Origin of the sequence: Kitasatospora sp. MBT66, from assembly GCF_000710405.2 — a bacterium.
GTDB classification, from domain to species: domain Bacteria; phylum Actinomycetota; class Actinomycetes; order Streptomycetales; family Streptomycetaceae; genus Kitasatospora; species Kitasatospora purpeofusca.
On sequence record NZ_JAIY01000007.1, the window covers coordinates 30,900 to 31,486 of the forward strand.

At 72.9% G+C, this 587-nt stretch carries 1 protein-coding gene; it reads left to right on the forward strand.

The annotated features are described in order from the left end of the window. On the forward strand, nucleotides 1–561 hold a 561-nt coding region (locus tag BI06_RS19475), incomplete at its 5' end, for a glycoside hydrolase family 18 protein (RefSeq protein ID WP_149030437.1). Between the last annotated feature and the right edge of the window lie 26 nt (nucleotides 562–587).

Consider the following 587-nt stretch of genomic DNA (forward strand, 5'->3'; position numbering starts at 1 on the left):
GCCAACGAGACCGTCGCCGACCGGCTGGAGCTGCCCGAGGTCGCGGAGTCGGTCGACTGGCTCAACCTCATGACCTACGACCTGCACGGCCCCTGGGAGGGCAAGGGCCCGGCCAACCACCAGGCCAACCTCTACGCCGACCCGACCGACCCCGACGCCCGGCAGCGCAGCGCCGACAAGGCCGTCGTCCACTACGGCGAGCGCGGCCTGCCCTCGCGGCAGACCGTCCTCGGCGCGCCGTTCTACGGCCACGGCTGGACCGGTGTGCCGGCCGGGAACCGGGGCGGCCTCTACCAGAAGGCCACCGGTACGGCGCCGGACCTCTCCTACAAGGAGATCAACGCGCTGCCCGGCCGCACCTACGTGGACCGTGACCACGGCGCGTCCTGGAGGTACGACGGCACCACCTTCTACAGCTTCGACTCGGCCGAGGTGCTCACCGAGAAGGCCCGCTACGCCCGCTGGAACGACCTGGGCGGCGTGATGGTCTGGTCGCTGGACGGCGACGACGCGCGGGGCAGCGGGATCGCCGCCCTGGACAAGGGCCTGCGCGGCAGGTGATCCGGCGCCGAGCCGCCGGTACGGCC